General features: G+C 72.1%; 18 protein-coding genes. 15 read left to right on the forward strand and 3 right to left on the reverse strand.

The window, feature by feature from the left end:
• The first annotated feature begins 57 nt into the window (after positions 1–57).
• The 6 genes from AB0I38_RS30560 to AB0I38_RS30585 all read left to right on the forward strand — a co-directional run bounded on the left by AB0I38_RS30560 (position 58) and on the right by AB0I38_RS30585 (position 5,592).
• Positions 58–918: a branched-chain amino acid ABC transporter permease gene (locus AB0I38_RS30560; protein WP_358486252.1), complete on the forward strand. Its 861-nt coding sequence runs from the start codon at positions 58–60 to the stop codon at positions 916–918.
• A 46-nt stretch (positions 919–964) separates the two neighbouring features.
• Positions 965–1,987, forward strand: coding sequence for a branched-chain amino acid ABC transporter permease (locus AB0I38_RS30565; protein WP_358486262.1), 1,023 nt, complete (start codon positions 965–967; stop codon positions 1,985–1,987).
• Positions 1,984–2,811, forward strand: a complete 828-nt coding sequence (locus tag AB0I38_RS30570) for an ABC transporter ATP-binding protein (protein ID WP_358486269.1) — start codon at positions 1,984–1,986, stop codon at positions 2,809–2,811. The genes AB0I38_RS30565 and AB0I38_RS30570 overlap by 4 nt, the downstream gene beginning before the upstream one ends.
• A complete protein-coding gene (locus tag AB0I38_RS30575; RefSeq protein WP_358486274.1) occupies positions 2,795–3,499 on the forward strand; it encodes an ABC transporter ATP-binding protein in 705 nt (234 codons plus the stop codon). The genes AB0I38_RS30570 and AB0I38_RS30575 overlap by 17 nt, the downstream gene beginning before the upstream one ends.
• Before the next feature lie 99 nt (positions 3,500–3,598).
• Positions 3,599–4,258: a hypothetical protein gene (locus AB0I38_RS30580; RefSeq protein WP_358486278.1), complete on the forward strand. Its 660-nt coding sequence runs from the start codon at positions 3,599–3,601 to the stop codon at positions 4,256–4,258.
• A gap of 89 nt (positions 4,259–4,347) precedes the next feature.
• On the forward strand, positions 4,348–5,592 hold the full coding sequence (locus AB0I38_RS30585; RefSeq protein ID WP_358486285.1) for an MFS transporter: 1,245 nt from the start codon (positions 4,348–4,350) through the stop codon (positions 5,590–5,592).
• Position 5,593: 1 nt separating this feature from the next.
• Here AB0I38_RS30585 and AB0I38_RS30590 read toward each other — a convergent pair whose 3' ends face one another.
• A complete protein-coding gene (locus AB0I38_RS30590; RefSeq protein WP_358486292.1) occupies positions 5,594–6,619 on the reverse strand; it encodes an amidohydrolase family protein in 1,026 nt (341 codons plus the stop codon).
• A 198-nt stretch (positions 6,620–6,817) separates the two neighbouring features.
• Here AB0I38_RS30590 and AB0I38_RS30595 point away from each other — a divergent pair, with 198 nt between their 5' ends.
• On the forward strand, positions 6,818–7,588 hold the full coding sequence (locus tag AB0I38_RS30595; protein ID WP_358486300.1) for an SDR family NAD(P)-dependent oxidoreductase: 771 nt from the start codon (positions 6,818–6,820) through the stop codon (positions 7,586–7,588).
• Entirely contained in the window at positions 7,585–8,346 is a 762-nt protein-coding gene (locus AB0I38_RS30600) for an SDR family NAD(P)-dependent oxidoreductase (RefSeq protein ID WP_358486306.1), read from the forward strand. The genes AB0I38_RS30595 and AB0I38_RS30600 overlap by 4 nt, the downstream gene beginning before the upstream one ends.
• 58 nt (positions 8,347–8,404) lie before the next feature.
• Here the strand turns inward: AB0I38_RS30600 and AB0I38_RS30605 are convergent, their stop codons facing one another.
• Positions 8,405–9,112 carry a ThuA domain-containing protein gene (locus AB0I38_RS30605; protein WP_358486312.1) on the reverse strand — a complete coding sequence of 236 codons (708 nt, stop codon included), beginning with the start codon at positions 9,110–9,112 and terminating at the stop codon, positions 8,405–8,407.
• Between the two features lie 247 nt (positions 9,113–9,359).
• Here AB0I38_RS30605 and AB0I38_RS30610 point away from each other — a divergent pair, with 247 nt between their 5' ends.
• From AB0I38_RS30610 to AB0I38_RS30640, 7 genes are all read left to right on the forward strand, one after another.
• Positions 9,360–10,568, forward strand: a complete 1,209-nt coding sequence (locus AB0I38_RS30610) for an NAD(P)/FAD-dependent oxidoreductase (protein WP_358486318.1) — start codon at positions 9,360–9,362, stop codon at positions 10,566–10,568.
• A 3-nt stretch (positions 10,569–10,571) separates the two neighbouring features.
• Positions 10,572–11,780 carry a cytochrome P450 gene (locus AB0I38_RS30615; protein WP_358486328.1) on the forward strand — a complete coding sequence of 403 codons (1,209 nt, stop codon included), beginning with the start codon at positions 10,572–10,574 and terminating at the stop codon, positions 11,778–11,780.
• 131 nt (positions 11,781–11,911) lie between these two features.
• Complete coding sequence (locus AB0I38_RS30620) at positions 11,912–13,312, forward strand: metal-dependent hydrolase family protein (RefSeq protein ID WP_358486336.1); 1,401 nt, start codon at positions 11,912–11,914, stop codon at positions 13,310–13,312.
• 159 nt (positions 13,313–13,471) lie between these two features.
• A complete protein-coding gene (locus AB0I38_RS30625) occupies positions 13,472–14,404 on the forward strand; it encodes a TrmB family transcriptional regulator (RefSeq protein WP_358486344.1) in 933 nt (310 codons plus the stop codon).
• Positions 14,405–14,605: 201 nt separating this feature from the next.
• Positions 14,606–15,052 carry an SRPBCC domain-containing protein gene (locus AB0I38_RS30630; RefSeq protein ID WP_358486356.1) on the forward strand — a complete coding sequence of 149 codons (447 nt, stop codon included), beginning with the start codon at positions 14,606–14,608 and terminating at the stop codon, positions 15,050–15,052.
• On the forward strand, positions 15,049–15,402 hold the full coding sequence (locus tag AB0I38_RS30635; RefSeq protein ID WP_358486364.1) for an ArsR/SmtB family transcription factor: 354 nt from the start codon (positions 15,049–15,051) through the stop codon (positions 15,400–15,402). The genes AB0I38_RS30630 and AB0I38_RS30635 overlap by 4 nt, the downstream gene beginning before the upstream one ends.
• Positions 15,403–15,604: 202 nt before the next feature.
• Entirely contained in the window at positions 15,605–17,020 is a 1,416-nt protein-coding gene (locus tag AB0I38_RS30640) for an MFS transporter (protein WP_358486373.1), read from the forward strand.
• Positions 17,021–17,041: 21 nt separating this feature from the next.
• Here the strand turns inward: AB0I38_RS30640 and AB0I38_RS30645 are convergent, their stop codons facing one another.
• Positions 17,042–18,370, reverse strand: coding sequence for an acyltransferase family protein (locus AB0I38_RS30645; RefSeq protein WP_358486377.1), 1,329 nt, complete (start codon positions 18,368–18,370; stop codon positions 17,042–17,044).
• Positions 18,371–18,470 lie beyond the last annotated feature (100 nt).

Raw genomic sequence — 18,470 nt, forward strand, 5'->3', positions numbered from 1 at the left:
CGCGCACCGCCCGCGCCGGCCGGTCCCCCCAGTCGTCCTGCACCGAAGCGGAGAGACATGTTGCAGACAGTGCTCAGCGGACTGGAGTCCGGAAGCTGGTTCGCGCTGCTGGGCCTGGCCATCGTGGTGGTGATGAAGGCGGCCGACGTCCCGAACTTCGCGATGGCGGAGATCGGCCTGGTGGCCACCTACGTGGGCACGGTGCTGAACGCCGCCGGAATCTCGTTCTGGCCGGCCGTCGTCGTCACCCTGGTCATCGGCACGCTGCTCGCGATCGTCATCGATTTGGCGCTCATGCGCAAACTGGCGAAGTACGGCCACTTCCCGCTGCTCCTCATGACCATCGGCCTGTCCCTGGCGTTGAACGCCCTCATCGGGCTGATCTGGGGGCACGAACCCCGCAGCTTCACCGCCCCGTGGTCCGGCAACCACCTCGACCTCGGCGGCCTCGACGTCAGCTGGGCGCAGATCGTCACCATCGCGGCCGGCGCGCTCGGCGCGATCGGCATCACCGCCTTCTTCCGCTCGCCGATGGGCGCGCAGATGCGGGCCGTGGCCGAGAACCGGGAGACCGCGCGGCTGGTCGGCGTCAACGCCGGCCGCCTGTCCGCGATCGCCTGGGGACTGGGCGGCCTCATCGCGAGCATGGCCGTCATGCTGCAGGCCCAGTCGACGCTGGTCTCGACCCACTCGGCGGCCTCGCTCATCATCTACGGGTTCGTCGCCGCCACCATGGGCGGCTTCGTCTCGCTGTTCGGCACCTTCGCCGGAGGTCTCGCGCTGGGCATCATCCAGCAGCTGGTCGGCACCTACATCTCGACGTCGGCGCAGTTCGCCGTCGCTCTGCTGGCCGTCTTCCTGGTGCTCATGCTCCGCCCCGGCGGATTCACCAAGGGGATGAGGCTGAGAGATGTCTGAGCCGGGACGGGCCACAGCGACGACCACGCACACGGAGGATCCGACCATGGCCATCGCCGGTGCCGAGGCGGTCACCGACCAGAGCGCACGCGCCGTTCAGCGCACCAAGGGGCTGGTGGCGGTCGTGGCGCTGCTGCTGCTCTTCGCGGCGCCCTTCGTCCTCAACTCCTACCTCCTGTTCGTGCTGAACCTCACCCTCGTGTACGCCGTCGCCACCCTCGGCTTCAACCTGCTCGTGGGCTGGTCGGGTCAGATCGGGCTGGCGCACGCCGCGCTGTTCGCGATCGGCGCGTACGGCAGCGCGATCGCCATGGAGCAGGGGGTGCCGTTCCTCGTCACGATTCCGCTCGTCGGGCTCGCCGCGGGCGGCCTGGCCGTGCTCATCGGCTTTCCGGCGATCCGGCTCACGGGCTTCTTCCTGGCCATCGCCACCCTGGCGCTGGGAATGGCCATCGTCGAGCTGCTCAAGGGGGCACGCGCGGTGACCGGCGGCGGAGGCGGCCTGAACGTCGAAGTGTTCACGCTGCCCGGCATCAATGGCAGCGCGTCGACGTACTTCATCACCCTCGCCGTCGCCGCCGTCGCCTTCTTCCTGGTGCGCAGGTCGCTCATCGGGCGGTTCGGCCGCACCCTGCAGGCCGTGCGGCACCTGGGGCAGCTGTCCGGGTCGCTCGGAATCTCGGCGCTGAGATACCGGCTGCTCGCCTTCGGGCTGTCGGGCTTCATCGCCGCCATCGCCGGATCGCTGTACGGCCAGCTGCAGACGTTCGTGTTCCCGGCCATGTTCGAGATGAACCTGCTGGTCCCGATGCTCGTCATGGTGTTCGTGGGCGGAGCGGGCTCACACTGGGGGCCGCTCATCGGCGCGGCGTTCGCGGTGGTGCTGATCGAGCTCTTCCAGGACCTGGGAGACCTGCAGGCCATCGCCTACGGCGTGGTCCTCATGGTGGCGATCGCCGTTCTGCCCGGCGGGCTCGTCTCCCTGTTCGCCACATTCAGAGACTCACGGTCGATCGGGCGGCTGCTCGCGCGACGGACCGGGTCGACGCGTTCGGAGGTGAGTGGATGAGGTCCATCGACACCTCAGCGGGCCCGGCGACGCCGGACTCCGCCGCCGGCCACCCGGTCGTCGAGCTGGACGGGATCCGGATGTCGTTCGGTGGCAACGTCGTCCTCGACGACGTCACGCTGCCGGTGCGGCCCGGGTTCACCGGCCTGATCGGCCCCAACGGCGCCGGCAAGACCACCTGCCTCAACGTGATCTCGGGCTACCTGCGCCCCGACCGGGGGGACGTGCGGCTCGGCGGGCAGAGCGTCGTGGGCGGATCGGCCCACCAGATCGCGGGGCTCGGGGTGTCGCGCACCTTCCAGACGCCGCGCCTGATCCCGCACCTGTCGGCCACCGAGAACGTGCTGGCCGGCGCCGGACGCCACTACCGCGGCGGGCACCTGGCCGAGCTGTTCGGCTTCCCGGCCGCGCGGCGCGACGAGAGACGGCTGCGCGGCCAGGCCCGCGAGCTGCTGGAGACGTTCGGGCTGGGCGAGCACCCCGACCGCGCCGCGAGCCGGTTCCCCATCGGCAGCCAGAAGATCATCGAGGTCGCCCGGGGGCTGCTGAACGAGCCCCGGCTGCTCCTGCTGGACGAGCCGGCGGCGGGTCTCGGCGCGGAGGACGTCGACCGGCTGGTCACCGGGCTCACCAGCTGGGCGGCGGACCACGACGCGGCCGTGCTGATCATCGAGCACGACCTCGAACTGATCACCCGGCTCTGCCCGGCGGTCGCCGTCCTGCACTTCGGCCGCATCATCCAGTCCGGAGCCCCGGCGGACGTGCTGCGCGACCCCGTCGTTGTCGAGGCCTACCTAGGAGCCGACTTTGCTGCTGGAGATTGACGACGCCCGCACCGGCTACGGGCGGCTGGAGGTCCTGCACGGCGTCTCGCTGAACGTGGCCGAAGGCGAGATCATCACCGTGCTCGGTCCCAACGGCACCGGCAAGACGACGCTGATGCGGCTGCTCTCCGGCGTGGTGCCACTGTGGTCCGGCCGGGTCCGCTTCGACGGCTCCGACCTGCTCAAGACGACACCGGAGAAGCGCGCGTCGCTCGGCCTGTGCCAGCTGCCCGAAGGGCGCGGCATCTTCCAGACGCTGACCGTGGGCGAGAACCTCCACCTCGGGACGGCGAGCCGCAAGGCGTCCGCCGCGCGGGTCCGCGCCGACCGCGACCGCGTCCTGGGCGTCTTCCCCGAGCTGGCCGGACGCCTGACGGCCTCGGCGTCCTCCCTGTCGGGAGGGCAGCAGCAGATGCTCGCCCTGGCCCGGGCGATGATGGGCCGGCCCCGGCTGCTGCTGATCGACGAGCTGTCGTTCGGGCTGGCGCCCAGGATCGTGCACGACCTGTTCGAGGTGGTGCGCGAGCTGCGCGACGACGGAGTCACCTTCCTCATCGTCGAGCAGCAGGCGTCGGCGCTGCGCGTGTCCGACCGTACGTACGTCATGCGCAACGGGCGCAACGAGCTCGACCGGGCCTCGGACGAACTACTGGCCTCGGACGAGCTGGTCGCGTCGTACCTGCGCTGACGTCGTAACCGACTGACGTGACGGCGTCCGCGTGAAGAGGTGTTCGCGCGGGAGAGTCACCGCGCCGAAGAGCCGTACCCGAGCCGAAGAGGAGACCCCGTGGCTGCCGACCCTCCGCACCTGACGCCCCTGCCGGAGCGGTTGCGCCTGATGGATCCACCGCCCGCGGACGCCGTCCTCGCGCTGGTCGAGGAGGAGCACGCCCGGTGGCGGCAGCTGCACGACCGGCTGATCTCCCTCATCGCCGGCCTGCTGGACATAGCGGCCGGCGACCGCGCCCTCGACGACGTCATCTCCCTGCTGATCGGCGAGGCCACCGTCGGGCTGGACGAGCTGGTCGGCACGCGCGTCGACGCGGGCGAGGTGGCGGCGCTGCTGCGCGCCCACGGCTCGGTGGGCACCGTCGAGGCCGACGGCGCGACGACGACGTTCCGCCACGCCTGCGGCAGCGGGGGCCGGTACTGGCGCGACAACCCCGCGACGGCGACGGTGGCCGAAGGGGAGGTGCCGGGAGTCCCGGCGGGACGGCCGAGATATTGCGCCCGGTGCGTGCGCACCATCGACACCCACGGCGGGCGAGCCTGGACGGTCGCGCCGCCGGCCGCGCCGGACATGCCGTGCGTATGGACGGTGTCCACAGACGTCACCGCGGATCCGGGCCACGATCCGGGCGTCGGTCCGGGCCACGGTCTGAGCCAGGGACCGGGTGTCGGTCCGGGCGATGGCCTGAATGACGGCCTGAGCGACGGGGCGTTCTGACTCGCTCCCGCCCGGCCGGTCCCGAGCGGGGCACGGCCGAGGCTCGGGCGGCGGGCGGGCGGTCTCCGCGCGGCCGGGGGATGTGGGCGGTGATCACCGTGTGCAGCCTGGCCATCGGGCTCGGCGCCGGCCCCGGCTTCCTGTTCGGGTTCGTCGGTCCGGCGTTGCAGGAGGAGTTGCGCGTCAGCCGCGCGGGCCTGGGCCTGCTGATCGGGTTGTTCTTCGGGTTCACCGGCCTGACGTCGCTGCTCGCGGCCCGCTGGGGGGCGCGGCTCGGCGCCCGGCGCTGCCTGACCCTGAACATGGTCACCGTCGCCCTCGGCGGGGTCGCCGCCGCGCTGTGGGGGAGCTATCCGGTCCTGGCGGTCGTGGCCGTGATGGCCGGCGCCGCCTACGCGTTCGGCAACGTGGGCACCAACCTCGCGGTCATGGCGGTCGTCCGGCCGGGTATCGGCGGGTTCGCGCTGACTCTCAAGACGGCTGGTGTGCCGGCGATCGCGAGCGTGCTGGCGCTGGGCGGCGGATGGGCCGAAACGGCCGGTTGGCGCGCGGTGGCCTGGGCGCTGGCGGTCGCGGGCGGCGTCGCGGCGCTCGCCGTGCTGCTCGTCCTGCCCCGGAGCGGCGGCTCCGCGGTCACGGTCCGCCCGGAGCCGCCCCTGCGGCGGGGCTTCTGGACGCTGCCCCTCGCCGCCTTCCTGTTCATCTGCGGCACGCAGCCGCTGCAGTCATGGATGGTGACGTACGTGCACGACGAGGCCGGGCTGCCGCTGGCGCAGGCCGGGCCGCTCATGGCCGCCGGGACGGCGTTCGGCCTGACGGGCATGCTCGGCGCGGCGCGATGGGCCGACCGGCTGGGGGCGCGGCGGCGGGCGGTGTTCGTCGCGCTGCTCTGCGTGGTGGCGGCGGTGGGCGTCGCCGGGGTGCTCGCCGGGGCCCGCTGGTGGCTGCCTCTCCTGGCGGCCGGGGCGGTGCTGGGCGTGTCGGCGAACCTCGCCGGCGCCGGGCTGACGCACGCGGTCGTCATCGACCGGGCGCCCGAGTCCGTGGGCCGGGCGTCCGGGGTCACGATGACCGGCTACTACGCGGGCACCCTGGTCGCGCCCTGGGGCTTCGGCGCGCTGGCCGACGCCACCGACGGCTACGAGGCGCCCTGGACGGTGTGCCTCGTGCTCCTGCTGCTCGCGGCCGCCGCGTACGGATGGGCCCACCGGATGCTGCCCGTCCAGCCCACACCGGGCACGAATACTCCAGGCACGGGCCCTCCGAACACGGGCCCTCCGAACACGGGCACTCCGGGCACGAGGGGAGCGGGGCCGGGCGCTCGTCCGCACTGACTCATGCGAGGCGCAGGAGCCGGGCGGCGTTGCCGGACAGGACCGGCATGAGGTCGCCCACCTCGTCCGTCGCCCGGGCGCCCCCGGCGTCCCACCCGGCGAAGTTGGTGCCGAAGACCAGCCTGTCGGTGCCCACCACCTCGACGAGGAGCTCCAGCGAACGCTCGCTGTGCACGTGCGTGTCGAGCCACAACCGGCGCAGGTACGGCTCGATGCCGTTCTCCAGCAGGAAGCCGGGCACCCAGGGCCGCGGCGCCGCCACCGCCCGGGCCAGCCGCCCGGCGACGTACGCCAGCGCGCCGCCGCCGTGGGACAGGCACACGTCCAACCGGGGATGCCGGTCGAGCACGCCGCCGAAGACGAGGGCGGCCACCGCGAGCGTCTCGTCATAGGCGAACCCGAACAGCAGGTCCAGGTCGAACCTGCGCAGCCGGGGGTCGTCGGGCGGGCCGCCCGCGCCGATGGGCGTCGGGTGCACGAACACCGGCACGTCCAGGTCGACGGCCGCCTCGTACAGGGCGTCCATCGCCGGGTCGTCCAGCGGGCGTCCCGGATCGGTGTCGATGTAGGCGGCCAGCAGCCCCAGGTCCCGTACGGCCCGCTCCAACTCGGCGACCGACGCGGCGACGTCCCGCAGGGGGAGCTGCGCCGCGCCCATCAACCGCCCGGGGTGAGCGCTGACGAGCTCGGCCAGGGCGTCGTTGTGCGCCCGGCAGTAGCGGACGGCCGTGGCCGGGTCGAGGTCGTTGAAGTAGGTCAGCGGGTTGGGGGACAGCAGCTGGCGGTGGATCCCGGCGGCGTCCATGCCGTCGAGCCGGACGTTCACGTCCATGAACGCGCTTCCCTCGTACCGGACACCGTGCAGCACGTAGTCGCCGACCCGGTAGAACGGCCGCCCGTCGGGTGAGGCGCCGAGCTCGGGGCCGGCCGCGCCGGCGGCTCCCTGCGTCATGGGGAGCACCGCGTGGGCGTGCACGTCGATCACGCCGAGATCTCGCGCGGGAACGGCCTGGTCATGATCGGTCACAGTGGCTCCTTCGGCGGCCGCGAGCGGGAAATCGCGGAGAGCGGTATGGACGGATACGCCTATGTCATACTAGCGTCGTTGGTGTTATAGCGACGCATATGCACAGGTGTGAAGGCACGCCGCGGGAGTCCGTTCCCGGCCGGCGAGAGAGCCGGCGGATGTGTCCGCTGGGGGACGATGAACTCGAAGGAGAGCGAGATGGGCTTGGCGGTTGTCACGGGGGCCGGCAGCGGGATCGGGGCGGTCATAGCCCGCCACGCCGCCAAGGCGGGGTACCGGGTCGCTCTCTGGGACGTCGACGAGCCGGCGGTGCGCGAGGTCGCGGCCGGCATCGGCGAGTCCGCCGTGGCCCGGAAGGTGGACGTCACGTCCGAGGCGTCGGTCGTCGCCGCGTTCGAGGCCCTCGACGAGGCGCCCGCGCTGGTGGTCAACAACGCGGGGCTGGTGCGGTTCGGCCCGTTGCGGACACTGAGCCTCGACGACTGGGAGGCCGTGCTCAAGGTCAACCTCACCGGCACCTTCCTGGTGTCCCGCCACGCGGCGGCGATGATGGAGCCCGCGCGAGGCGGCGCCATCGTGAACATCGCCTCGATCAACGGCATCGCGGCGGCGCCCAACGCCGGCGCCTACACCGCCACCAAGGCCGCCGTCATCCGCCTGACCGAGCAGATGGCGCTGGAATGGGGATCGGCCGGCATCCGGGTCAACACCGTGGCCCCCGGCCTCATCCTGGCCGGCATGTCGGACGCCATCTACGCCGACGAGCAGGTACGCGAGCAGCGCCAGGCGCAGGTGCCGCTCGGCCGGCTCGGCACCGCCGAGCAGGTCGCCGACTGCGTGCTGTTCCTGGGGTCCGCCGGCGCGGCGTACATCACCGGGCAGGTGCTCGCCGTCGACGGCGGTCTCACCAAGTCCGCCCTGCAGAACCTGGCCCGTCCGAAGACCGTCGACTCCGTGGGGCTCTGGTGAAGGACATCGTCGGCACCTCGATCCTGGTGACCGGCGGTGGCTCGGGCATCGGGGCGGGCGTGGCGCGGACCCTGGTCGAGCGCGGCGCCCGCGTCACCATCTCCGGCAGGCGCGAGCACAAGATCCGGGAGGTCGCCGGCGAGCTGGGCCCGGCCTGCCTGGCGGTGCCCGGCGACGTCACGCTCGCGGCCGACCGCGAGCGGCTGGTGGAGGCCGCCGTCGAGCACGGTGGCGGCCTCGACACGCTGGTCAACGCGGCGGGCAACATGTACCGGGGCGCGCTGGCCGAGCTCGACGAGCAGCGGATGCTCGACCTCTACCACGCCAACGTGGTCGGCCCGGTGCGGCTGTCCGGCCTGGCCCTGCCCGCCCTGGCGCGGAGCAAGGGGTCGATCATCTTCTTCGGCTCGGTCCACACCCAGCGGGCCTTTCCCGGGGCGTCCCCGTACGCGGCGACCAAGGGCGCGCTCGAATCGCTCACCGGGGTGCTGGCGTCCGAGCTCGGGGCGCAGGGCGTGCGCGTCAACTGTGTGCGGCCCGGCGCGGTCTACACAGAGATCAACGAGCGGGCCGGCCTGGGCACCGCCGAGGAGGCCCACGCCCGCCTGCAGGGCCTCGCCGGCGCGCACGCGCTCGGCCGGATCGGCACCACCGAGGAGGTCGCCGAGGCGGTCGTGTACCTCGCGGGCGCCGAGTGGGTGACCGGCAGCATCCTCACCGTCGACGGAGGGCTGGCGCTCGGGGTCACACACGCCTGAGAAACGGGCCCCGGACACGGGAGGCGAAGGCCAGGCCAGAGCGGGACGCGCGTGACCCTCAGGACGGCGCGCGTGCGGCCCAGGCGGCGGAGCGCCGCACGATGAGGCGGTGCTCGGGCGCCTCGTAGGAGCGCGCGTCGTGTCCCAGCGCGTCGTACACCACGCGGCCGGCGCCGACCTCGCGGGCCCAGAGCAGCGGATGGTCGGCGCCGCCGTGCGGCGAGCTCATCAGGCCACGCGCGTCCGGCGCGCGGTCGAGGAAGCCGTAGACCTCATCGACGACGTCGAAGTCGCCGATCCCGTCGACGATCGGGTGGCTGTCCGTGGCCACGGAGACGCGCACGGGGCCGTCGAGCGGCGGATGCGAGGACCGGTCCCACCGCCAGACCCCGCCCAGCAGGTCGCGCCAGCCGGGCCAGTCGTCGAAGCAGATGCTGGCCCCGTGCATGGCGAGCAGCCCACCGCCGCCCCGCACGTGGCCCGACAGCGCCTCCCGCGCGGCGTCGCTCAGCGAGATCGACCATTCGGCCCGCAGGTGCGCGTAGCGCTCGACCCGCATCGTCCACCTGAGCAGGTTGAGCACCAGCAGCGCCGGCCGCCGGTCGCGATCGGCCAGGCCGAGACACGCCTCCTCGACGTCCGTGGTGACGCCGACCGCGAACCCGGCCTCCTCCAGAACGCCCGCCAGGACCGCGCTGCTCGCCGGGAAGTCGTGCGCCACGCCCCCCGAGAGGATCAGTGCCGATCTGGATGTCGTCTCGGGCATGCTCTCGACCCTTCTTGACGTGAGGCGTCTAACGACTACATTCTGACGCAGCGGGGCCGTCGCTGGAAAGGCTCCTCGCCCGCCTCCCGGCGTCGCCGTCCCGGGGCGACCGGGCCCGCACACGGAAGGGAGTGCACGTGTTCCGTCACGTGGTGCTGTTCAGATGGTCCGACGAGCGTCACCGCGCCCTGGTCGCCGAGCGCACCACCCCGAACGCGAGCGTTCGCGCCGCGGTGCGGCCCGAACTGTGAGCGCGCGCGGCCCGGCGATCGTCGTCGGCGCGAGCCTGGCCGGCGCCACCGCCGCCCTCGCGCTGCGGCGTCACGGCTGGAGCGAGCCCATCATGCTGGTCGGCGAGGAGGACCGCCTGCCGTACGAACGTCCCCAGCTGTCCAAGGGCTACCTGGCGGGCGCGCGCGACCTGGGCCACCTGCTGGTCGCGCCGGAACGGCGGTTCGCCGACGCCGGCATCGAGCTGGTGCTCGGGCAGCGCGTGACCGAGTTGCACCCCGGCGACCACCGCGTCACGGTCGGCGGGCGCCGCCTGCCGTACGGTGTGCTGGTGCTGTGCACCGGCGCGACCGCCCGGCGTCCCGTCCTCCCCGGCGCCGGCCTGCGCGGCGTGCACCTCCTGCGGACCCTCGCCGACGCCGACCGGCTGCGCGCCGAGGTCGCGCCGGGGACCCCGGTCGTGGTCGTGGGGATGGGGCTGATCGGCTCCGAGGTCGCCGCCACGCTGAACCGGCTCGGCGCCGACGTCGTCGCTGTCGACCCGCTGCCCGCACCGCTGCACCGCCTGGTGCCGGCCCCGGTGGGGGAGATGCTGGCGGACCTGCACCGCGGCCACGGCGTGCGGCTGCGGCTCGGCCGGTCGGTGCGGGAGATCGCCGGGCGCGACCGGGTGGAGGCCGTCGTCCTGGACGACGGCGAGCGGCTGCCGGCGCGGATGGTGGTCGCCGGCCTCGGCGCCGTGCCCAACACCGGACCGGCCGTCGCGGCGGGGCTGGACGTGGGCGTCGGCATCCGTACCGACGCGTTCGGCCGCACCAGCGCACCCGACGTGTACGCCGCGGGCGACGTGACCGAGCAGTTCGTCCCCCACCGCGGCCGCCACGAGCGCGTGGAGCACTGGAAACACGCGATCCAGCAGGCCGGAGCCGTCGCGGCGGCCATCGCCGGCACACCCGTCCCGCTGGACGAGTCGCCGTGGTTCTGGACCGACCAGTACGACGTCCACCTCGAGGTCGCGGGCTGGCCGGACGCCGCCGCGCCGGTGGTCGTCGACGGCGTCGTGGGAGCCGGCGGCCAGGCGGGAGAGTTCCTCGCCAGGACCGTGGTGGACGGACGGGTCCAGGCGGTGACGGGCGTGGGGAGAGGCCGGGAGCTGCGTGCCCTCGGCCGCGCGCTCCCCGGCGGGCCGCCCCACGAGACCTACACAGACCGACGGCAGGAGTGACACATGCTCAGCGATTCGACCGTGACCCTGAGGCGCTACCAGGAGCTCTGGGACGGTTTCCGGCAGCGCGGGCTGCGCCAGGGCCTCTATACGGCGGGCGGCGTGGTCATGCGGGACACCTTGCTCGACCTGCACGGGCCCGACCACCAGCTGCGCCGCCGGGTCGAGAACCGGCTCTTCCGGCGCGGCACGTTCAAGACGTGGGAGGCCGACCTCGTCCCCCAGATCATCGACGAGGCCTTCGCTCCCGTCATCAAGCAGGGGCACGCCGACCTGGTGCTGCTCGGCACCCGGACCGTCATGAACCTCACCGCCAAGGTCGCCGGCATCGACCGGACGACCGGCTCGGTCGAGGAGACCGACGCGCTGCAGGAGTTCGCGATCAAGTTCTCCGAGGGCGCGACCCTGATCCACACCACCCGCGACCCCGAGGTCGTACGGGCCGAGGTGACCGAGGCGCTCGGCCGGTTCGACGCGATGTTCTTCACGCCGTCGTACGAGCGGCGGGTGGCGCTGGCCGAGAACCCGCGGGTCCCCGAGGACGCCTACCCCAGGGACGTGCTGATGGCGCTGGTCCGCAACCGCGAGGAGCTGCGGATCGACCGCGGCGTCATGCTCCGCGAGGTGGCCTTCTACCTCCAGGCGGGGTCGCACAGCACCTCGGACGCCTTCACGCACGCGGTCGACGAGATCCTGCGATGGGCGGAGCGGCATCCGGAGCAGGCGCACCGCCTCGACGACGACCTGTTCGTCCAGCGCTGCGTGCACGAGGCCCTGCGGCTGCACCCGGCGAGCCCCGAGGCGCTGCGCGAGGCCGTCGAGGACGTGACACTGCGGGACGGGCAGTCGATCCCGGCCGGTACGTACGTGCGGATGGACATCAAGGCGGCCAACACCGACCCGGAGGTGTTCGGGCCGGACGCGGCCGTGTTCGACCCCGACCGGGTGGCCCCCGCCGGCGTCCAGCCGTGGGGCCACACCTTCGGGGGCGGCATGCACGCCTGCATCGGCATGGAGCTGGACGGCGGCACCGTGCCCAAGGAGGGCGAGGCGGAGCACGTGCTCGGCACGGTTCCGCTGATGGTGCGCGAGCTGCTGCGCCACGGGGTGCGTCCCGACCCGGCCAACCCTCCGGTGAAGGAGGCGCACTCCAAGCGGGACCACTTCGGCGGCTACCCGGTGCTGTTCGAAGCCGCTGTCGCGCAGGAGTGACATTGGTCGTTAAGCTCCTTGACACTAATCAAGGTGTCGGCGCAGGATCAGCAGAGGTCCGGCGGCGGATCGCGGGCGGTCACGGCCGTGCCCCGATCGGCCGGCCACGGCTTTCTCGTGAGGAGAGTTGAATGTCGCAGATGATCGCCATCGAGGGCGGAACCGTCATCGACGGGACCGGCGCTCCCGCGCGCGCCGGCGAGACCGTGCTGATCAGCGAGGGGAAGATCGCGGCACTGGGGGCCGCGGCCGACGAGCTCGCGGCGCGCGCGCCCGGCCTCCAGCGGATCGACGCCTCCGGCAAGACCGTCATGCCGGGCCTCATCGACGCCCACACCCATCTGTCCTTCGGCGAGCCGACCGGCAACGACGAGCTGTTCTTCCATCGCACCGAGGCGTACAGCTCCATGCTGTCGGCCCACAACTCCGGCAAGGTGCTCCGGGCCGGCGTCACCAGCGTCATGGACGCCGACTGCCTCTGGAACATCGGGGTCGAGCTCCGGGACGCGATCGAGGCCGGCATCGTGGAGGGCCCCCGGATGCGCGCCGGCGGCAACGCCCTGATGACCATGCTCGGCGGCACCGCCGGCCGGCTGATCAAGGACGAGGGCACGACGGGCTACGCCACGGTCGTCCACAACCTGGACGGCATCACCCGCGAGGTGCGCCGCCAGGTCAAGCACGGCGTCGACTGGATCAAGATCATGGTCACCGGCCTCATCCCCTCGGTGAAGGGCCCCGAGGTCAAGGTCTGGTCGCAGCGCGAGATCAGAGCGGTCGTCGAGGCCGCCCACGAGCTCAACACGCCGGTCGTCGGCCACTGCCGCAACTCCATCAGCACGAAGGAGTCCGCCGAGGCCGGCATCGACATGATCTACCACTCCAGCTACATGGACGACGCCGCGCTCGAGGCCGTGCTGGAGAACGGCACCACGCTCTGCCCGACGCTGACGCTGCTCGGCAACCTCGTCGACTATGGCGAGAAGGTGGGCACGGCGCCGGCGCTGCTCGACATCTTCAAGGCCGAGCTGGAGGTGACCGGCGAGATGATCGGCAAGGCGCACCGGCTCGGGGCGCGGGTCATCACGGGATCGGAGACCGGCTTCGCGGTGACGCCGTGCGGCGAGTGGCACGCCCGCGAGCTCGACATGCTCGTGCGCTACGCCGGCTTCTCGCCCATGGAGGCGATCGTCGCCGCCACCTCTCAGGCCGCGTGGGCCATGAAGATGGAGGGGGAGGTCGGCGCGCTGGCCGAGGGCTACCTCGCGGACGTGATCGTGGTCGACGGCGACCCACTGGCCGACATCACCGTGCTGACGCGCGAAGGGGCCATCCACGAGGTGATCAAGGACGGCGTGCGCGTCGACCTGACGCGGCCGATCCCCGAGCGCCGTCCGCGCGCCGGCGAGAAGGTGGCCTTCCTCGCGGCCTGCCCGCTGACGCGGGCGTTCGCGTTCGAGGACACCGCCCTCGGGCGCGCCGGGGGCAAGACCCTGACCGACGACGAACTGCTCCGCCTGTCGCGCGCGTGAGCGCGGATCACCCGTACCTTCACCCGACCGAGTGCGGGCCGCCGGGCTGTAATGTGTACGTGCACCCGACGCCACGACCGGCTGCCACGACCGGCTCGCGGCCCCCGCGTCACCCAAGTTGCCCGGCCCCAAGCAACGGCAGGAAAGGTCAGGCCAGCCATGAGTACCGAGGGCATCATCGAGCGCCTGCAGGTGCTCGGCATGTCGGGCTACGAGGCGAAGGCCTACATCGCGCTGGTGGCGGCCGGCGAGCCGCTCAACGGCTATGAGGTGGCCAAGCGCTCGGGCGTGCCGCGCAGCACCGTCTACGAGACGCTCGGCAAGCTGACCGCGTCCGGCGCGATCTACGAGGTGCGCACCCGCGAAGACGCCGTGAGCTACCTGCCGCTGCCGCCCAAGTCGCTGCTCGACCGGCTCAGCCGGCACTACGAGTCGACCCTCGACTCGCTGCGCGAGTCGCTGCCGGGCATCGTGGCGCCGCCGCGCCTGCACCTGATCCACAACCTCACCGGGCGCGAGGCCCTGCTGGAACGCGCGACCGACATCGTCGCCGGAGCCCAGCGCGACCTCTTCCTGTCACTGTGGCCCGAGGAGAACAACCCGCTCGACCCGTTGATTCACGACGCGCACGACCGGGGGGTCTCCGTGACCGTCATGTCGTTCGCCGAGGAGGAAGACCCGTCGGCCATCCCGCGCACCTACATCCACCGGCTCTCGCCCCCGCCCGTCGTCCTGGAGAACCTCGGCTGCCGGTTGTTCGTCGCGGTGGGCGACCGGCAGGAGTGCGTCATCGGCGGCTTCGTCGGCGCCGACGCCTGGGGCATCTTCTCCGACAACCCGGCGGTCGTCATGGTCGCGGTCGAATACGTCCGCCACGACATCGCGCTCCAGCTCATGGCGGCCAACTTCCCCGAGCAGGAAGTGTCGAGCTTCTGGAGCGACGACCCCGACCTCTCGCGGCTGCGGTCCGACCACGGCTTCGCCGCCGTGGCTCTGCGAGGCGGGCGCAACGGGGCGAAGAACGGCGCCGGCTCGGACGTGCCGCCGGTGCGCAAGCGCGCCTCGGGGCGTCAGGGCGCCCGCCGGCGCTGAGTCCGCTTGGTCCGCTGAGTCCGCTTGGTCGGCGCCGGCCGACGTCCAGAGCGGGATCCGGTCGTTGAACTCCTCGCTGGTGACGATCAGCCGGCTTCCTGGTGCACTCGGCCGCCAGTGCAACTCTAGGGTTGCACGTGGAGGATGGACGTGCAATTCTGGGGTTGCACATCCAGTGGCGGCAACGAAGGAGCCCTTCTCATGACCGAAGACCGGATTGAGCGCGAAACCCTGATCGCGGCATCCCTGGAGCGGGTCTGGTCGCTGGTGACCGAACCCGGGTTCTGGGTGGCCGACGAGGCGACCGTGTCTGGCCTCGTGGCCAGAGAAGGTGAGTCGACGGTGGCGAAGAACGCCGAGTACGGCGACTTCCCGGTGCGGGTGGAGAAGATCGAGCCGCCGACGTACGTGGCGTATCGCTGGGCCAGTGCGTTCCCCGGAGAGCGACCGCGCGAGGACAACAGCACCCTCGTGGAGTTCACGTTGACCTCGGAAGGCGACAAGACGCGGCTGCGAGTCGTCGAGAGCGGGTTCGCCGCGCTGGCAGGGAGCGAGGAACTACGCGGCCGGGCGCTGAAGGACAACACCGACGGATGGCCCCAGGTCATCGACGCGCTCAAGACGCGCGCCGAGCACTCATCGGTGTGACGGACGAACGTCGCGGCGACGTCGCGTCGGTCGACAGCGTCCTCGTCGCGCTGGCCGACCCGACGCGACGTCAGCTGCTAGATCTGCTCGCCGCACAGGGCGAGGCGACCGCGACGACGCTCGCCGAACAACTCCCCGTCACGCGGCAGGCGGTGGTCAAGCACCTCGCCGTCTTGGACGCCGCCGGGCTGGTTTCCGGCGGCCGGGTCGGTCGCGAAGTGCGCTACGCGGTGCGGCCCGCGGCGCTGGACGCGACGGCGCGGTGGATGGCCGGACTCGCGGCCGACTGGGATCGGCGGCTGGCGAACATCAAGCGCATCGCTGAGGCAGCGGAGCGGGATTCGCCCTAGCTCGCCCCTTCCCCTTACCAGCCGTGTCGTTCCGCTCTGTTGGCGCGTTCCGCGTCGCCTCGCTCCGTCGGGCAGCGCGGGGGCGCGGCTCCCCCTGATCGCCATGCGTTGAGCCTGCCATGCCCCATTGCCGTCCGGCTGAGCCGTCCGGCTCAGCCGTGCTGTGGGCTGATCTTTGACTTCCTCCAGAAGGGAACGTCTCGTGACCACCTCGCCTCTTCCCATCACCGGCAGGCAGCGGTTGATCCTGCTCGTCCTGCTCGGCGCCGGGTTCATGCTGTCCGTCGACTTCTCGATCCTGAACGTCGCCCTGCCGCAGGTCGGGGCGGGCGTCGGGATGGGACTGACCGGGCTGCCCTGGATCACCTCCGCGTACGCGCTGCCCGCGGCCGGCTTCACTCTGCTGTTCGGCCGATTAGCGGACCTGTTCGGCCGTCGCAGGCTGTTCCTGTCCGGCATGGTCCTGCTCACCGGGGCCTCGTTACTCGGCGGCTTCGCGGCCAATCCCGAAATGCTGCTGACCGCCCGAGTGCTGCAGGGCTTCGCCACCGCGATGGCGATCCCCGCATCGTTGTCGCTGCTCACCACCACCTTCGCGGAAGGCGCGACTCGCGACCGCATCCTCGGCCTCAACGGCGCGCTGCTTTCCGCCGGCTTCACCGTCGGCGCGCTGGTCGGTGGCACCCTCGTGGGCCTGCTGAGCTGGCGGGCCGCGTTCCTCATCAACGTCCCGGTCGCCGTGGCCATCCTGCTGCTCACCCCCTTCCTGATCAGCGAGAGCAGCCTGCCCGAGCGGGTGAAGCTGGACCTGCCTGGAGCGGTGACCGTGACCGGCGGTCTGCTGGCCGTGATCTACGCGGTCATCGAGAAGAACGTCCCCTCGGCTGTCGTCGGCGTGCTGTTGCTGGCCGCGTTCTGGATGATCGAGCTGCGTTCGCCCGCGCCACTCGCCCCGGTGCGCATCCTCAGGCGGCCCACGGTGAAGTGGGGCAACTACGCGGGTTTCGTGGTCTTCACCATGGAGACCGCCATGATCTTCCTGACGACGCTCTACCTGCAGAAGGTCCTGGGCTTCTCCCCGCTGGCCACCGGTCTGATCTTCGGTGTTCCGGGCCTGGCGTCCGTAGCCGCCGGGGTGATCGCAGGACGCTTCATCGGGCGCTTCGGCAGCCGCGAGGTCCTGGTCGCGGGCCTGGCCGTGCAGGGCCTGGCGACCCTCCCACTGGTGTTCCTCAGCACCGACCGAATGGCGCTCGTGATCGTGATCCCCGCGCTGTTCATCGGATTCTTCGGGCACGTCAGCTCCATCGTCGCCTACACGGTGACCGCGACCTCGGGTCTGCCGAACGAGGAGCAGGGCCTGGCCACGGGCCTGACCTCGATGACCCAGCAGGTGGCCATCACCGTCGGCATCCCGATCCTGAGCTCGCTCGCCGCGACGCAGAGCGCGGAACTGACCGGCATCCACCTCGGGCTGAGCGTGAACGTGGCCGTGACGCTCGTCAGCGTGGTCCTCATCTGGTTCGGGCTGCGTCCGCGTGACGAGCGCCGCACGGCAGCGGCCGGCGTACCGGTGGGGAAGGAGGCCGAGAAGGAACTGGCCGCGTCTTCGGAGTGAGCCGAGAACCGGCCGGTGACCTCACCGGGCGCCGGGACAGATGCGGGCGAGCCGGAGCAGGGCCGCGCCGCAGAGATAGACCGGGAGCATCAGGACGGGCAGCGCTCCCTGGCCCGCCAGGGCGGCGCCCAGCAGCCCGGCGATGACGGCCGCCGCACCGGTGATGGTGGCGGCCGTGCGGAGCCCTCCGTTCGCCTGGGGTACGGTGATCGGCCGTGCGCGCCGTTCGACCCAGCCGAACAGCGCGACGAGCACCGCGAGGAGCACGGTCAGGATCGCCAGCCAGGGCAGGCGGAGCAGCAGCCACTGCGCCGACCCCGTGGCGGGCTGCGGCATCAGGCCGGTCGGATAGAACGCCAGCGCCGCGATCACGACGGCCGTCAGGTGCCAGAGGAAGATCGTCATGATCACGGAGTTGACCGTCACGATGATCAGCCACGGACGCGGCCGCCCGAGCCACCGGATGCCGCGATCGTGCAGCAGGAAGACGATGCCGGTCTGCGTGACGGCCAGGGCGAGCAGCGCGAGCGTCGGCGGCGAGGTGTTCTGCAGCCGCTCGCCCGGGATCGCCACCATGCTGATCGGATAGGGGCCGGCGACGGTGAGCGCGACGAGAGCCGCGAGGCCGCCGGCCGCCATCGGCAGGGCCACGGCGCGGCGGACGGGCAGGGTGCCCTCCCGCCAGGCGATGCCGAGCTGGTGGACGGCCAGCCAGGCGAGCAGGAAGTTGGCCTGGCCGAGCGAGGGCCGGCCGAGCAGCCTGGCGACGTCTCCGAGGCCGACCAGGATCACGAGTACGACGGGCACGGCGAGCCCCGCCCGCCGGTCGAGCGCGAGCATCACCGGCGTGAGAAACACGGCGGCGAGGTACACGATCAAAAACCACAGCGGCATGCAGGCCAGCCACACGGCCGTCCCCACCGACTTCGGGTCGGCGCCGAGAACCAGGGCCAGGCAGGCCACACCGCTCAGGACGAGAACGAGCATGCTGGTGGGGGCCACCAGCCGGCCGGTACGGCTCAGCAGCCAGCTCACAGCGGTGCCGCCCCGGCGGCGCTGGGAGTCCAGGGAGGCCGCGTTCGCGAACCCGCCCACCAGAAAGAAGACCGGCATGACCTGGAACAGCCAGGTCATGGGACGGGTCCACGGCAGCACCTCCAGGGCGCTCGCGCCTCCGAACCCGCCCCGGTAGGTCACCGAGACCGACAGCCAGTGCCCGAGCACGACCATCGAGATCGCGACCGCGCGCAGCAGGTCGATGAGACGGTCCCGCTCGGGCGGAGTGTGCTCGGCGGCCTGCCTGAGCGCGCGAACGGCGCCGTGCGAACGGCGGAACAGCGCCTGGAGCACGCCAGTCGTCCTCTCATCCGGCATCAGGAATCTGGTCCTGACCTGCCCATATTCGCCGGCGTCTAGACGTTCCCCGAGCGGCGCCGCTCCCGTCAGGTCC

Origin of the sequence: Nonomuraea cavernae (genome assembly GCF_040655715.1) — a bacterium.
Classification (GTDB): Bacteria; Actinomycetota; Actinomycetes; order Streptosporangiales; family Streptosporangiaceae; genus Nonomuraea; species Nonomuraea cavernae_A.